Origin of the sequence: Limnohabitans sp. (assembly GCF_040401495.1) — a bacterium.
In the GTDB taxonomy this organism is placed as follows: domain Bacteria; phylum Pseudomonadota; class Gammaproteobacteria; order Burkholderiales; family Burkholderiaceae_C; genus Limnohabitans.
The window spans coordinates 1-2,331 of sequence record NZ_JBBAOI010000052.1 but is presented as its reverse complement, the minus strand read 5'-3'; the positions used below and the strand labels follow the sequence as shown (position 1 = coordinate 2,331).

General features: G+C 50.5%; 2 protein-coding genes. Both read left to right on the top strand.

Features of this window, described 5'->3' with window-relative positions:
• Positions 1-364 (top strand): AMP-binding protein (locus AC9UEO_RS13520; RefSeq protein WP_509534560.1); only part of this gene is annotated, 364 nt, incomplete at its 5' end.
• Between the two features lie 88 nt (positions 365-452).
• Positions 453-1,931 carry an IS5 family transposase gene (locus AC9UEO_RS13515; RefSeq protein ID WP_509534557.1) on the top strand — a complete coding sequence of 493 codons (1,479 nt, stop codon included), beginning with the start codon at positions 453-455 and terminating at the stop codon, positions 1,929-1,931.
• The last annotated feature ends 400 nt before the right edge of the window (positions 1,932-2,331 follow it).

The window sequence follows — 2,331 nt, the reverse complement described above, 5'->3', positions numbered from 1 at the left end:
TGAATCTTCTGGCTCTGTTACTTTATCACCATTTAATAAAAGTCCTGGTAGCGCAGGACAACAATTACCATGTGTACAAATAAAAATCACAGATGAAGACGGTCAAATCCTATCTGAAAACGAAGTCGGAGAAATAATTATACGTGGTCCTATAGTATTTTTAGGTTATTGGGGGCTTGAGATAGAAAGTAAAAGAACTTTACGTGATGGTTGGCTTCACAGTGGTGACTTAGGAACTATAGATCAGAATGGATTTCTTTGGTTTAAAGGACGTATGCCTGAAAAGAACCTTATAAAAACAGGCGGAGAAAACGTATATCCGTCTGAAGTAGTCGTCCCTGAAGAATCCCTGCAACCCGCATAAATGCTCGCTTTCAGGGTAATTCTCAATAGCCAAATCTCTCAAATAGATATTCAATACAGGTTGTTTTCTGGGAGTTTCTGGAGCCTGTATGTCGATGACCGAAGACTTCTTTCGCAACCGCTTGGATCAACTCATTGACCTTCGCCATCCGCTGGCCGTTTTGGCCAACCGCATGCCCTGGCAAGAAATCGAAGCCTCCCTGGCTCACCGCTTTGCCCACCAAGTGCGCGCTGGCCAGAAGATCGAAGGCATGGATATGTTTGGCCCCACCCAGGCTATGGCCGGTGCCGGTGTCTCCAACGCAGGTCGGCCTCGTTTGCCCACCCGCTTGATGGTCTCACTGCTGTACCTCAAGCACGCGTTCAACGAGAGCGACGAGGACGTCATCCAGCGCTGGGGCGAGACGCCTACATGGCAGTACTTTTCTGGCAATGAATACTTTGAGCACCGCTGGCCTTGCGACCCCACTTTATTGGTCAAGTTCCGCAAGCTCTTGGGCGAAGAAGGCGTTGAAGAATTGTTGGCACGCACCATTGAAGTGGCGGTCACTTTGAAGTTGATCGCCAAGAAAGAGCTCAGCCGCATCATTGTCGACTCCACCGTACAAGAGAAAGCCATTGCCCATCCCACCGACAGCAAGCTGCTGGAAACCGCCCGAATCAAACTGGTTGAGGCGGCCAAGGCCGAAGGCATCGAGCTCAAGCAAACCTACGCCAAAGAAGGCCAACTGCTGGGCTACAAGGCTGGGCGCTACGCCCATGCCCGCCAGTTCAAACGCATGCGCAAAGTCATCAAACGACAAAGCACCATCGTGGGCCGCCTGCACCGTGAGATCACGCGCAAGATGAGCCCTCTGAGCCAAGCCGTGCAAGAAGCCTTAGGCCACAGTGTGGCCAAAGCCAAACGGATCATCGCCCAAACACGCAGCCACAAGACCAAAGACAAACAACCCAAGCTGTACAGCTGGCACGCCCCAGAAGTTGAATGCATCTCAAAAGGCAAGAGCCGCAACCCCTACGAATTCGGCGTGAAGGTGGGCATTGCAACTACGCTCAAAGGGACCTTGATCGTGGGCGCCAGGGCCTTCCCCGGTAATCCCTATGACGGGCACACACTGAATGAACAAGTGGAGCAGGCCAGTATCCTGATGCAGGCCACCGACATGAGACCGGAAACTGCCTACGTCGACTTGGGCTATCGGGGTGTTGACAAGGACAACCTGGATATCGAAATCAAGCACCGCGGCAAATTCAAGAGCCTGACGGTCGAAGAAAAGAAGTCACTCAAACGACGACAGGCGATCGAACCGATCATTGGCCACTTGAAAGCGGACCACCGGATGAACCGGTGCCACCTCAAGGGATCAAACGGCGACAGTTTGCATGCAGTCCTGTGCGCTGCGGGCTTCAACATCCGCTGGCTGCTGCGCATGATCGCAAAGAAAGGCATCGGCCTTTTTTTACGCCTGCTGCAGGTGGCCGCATTGGGGCAAATTGCACTTCAATTGCGGCAGATTTTTATATCAAAACCACTCAGGTCTGGTTCCATGAACTGGGTTGCGGCCTGAAAGTGAATTTTTCAGGTGCGACTAAATAGGTAAAAACTAAATTAATTTAAACAGGTTAAATTCTACTCTTTATTGACATACAAAAGGGTATATCGCGAATGGTTCGCACCTTACACAGTGGCTCACCGTCAATTAGCACGGGCGTAGCACGGTGGTTTGGGGGCTGGTTAGGCTGTTCAAGTGTCGTTTTGAACGACACTGCCCTGCGGCTGCGGCTTGCCTTTTTGCAATTTCAAAAGACAATTTGGCTACCATGGGGGGCTGAAACACAAAAAGCTTTTGCAAATCCTAGGAGCCAGTTGAATGCGTCATATTTTAAAAGTTTGTCTTTGTTTGGCTTTTTTGATGGGCTTCATCTTGCAATCTTGGGCGTATGAAAAATTCACTGCCGTCGATGTAG

Coding starts and splice junctions, on each gene's coding strand:
- AC9UEO_RS13515 (WP_509534557.1), top strand. CDS start 453: ATGTCGATGACCGAAGACTTCTTTCGCAACCGCTTGGATCAACTCATT.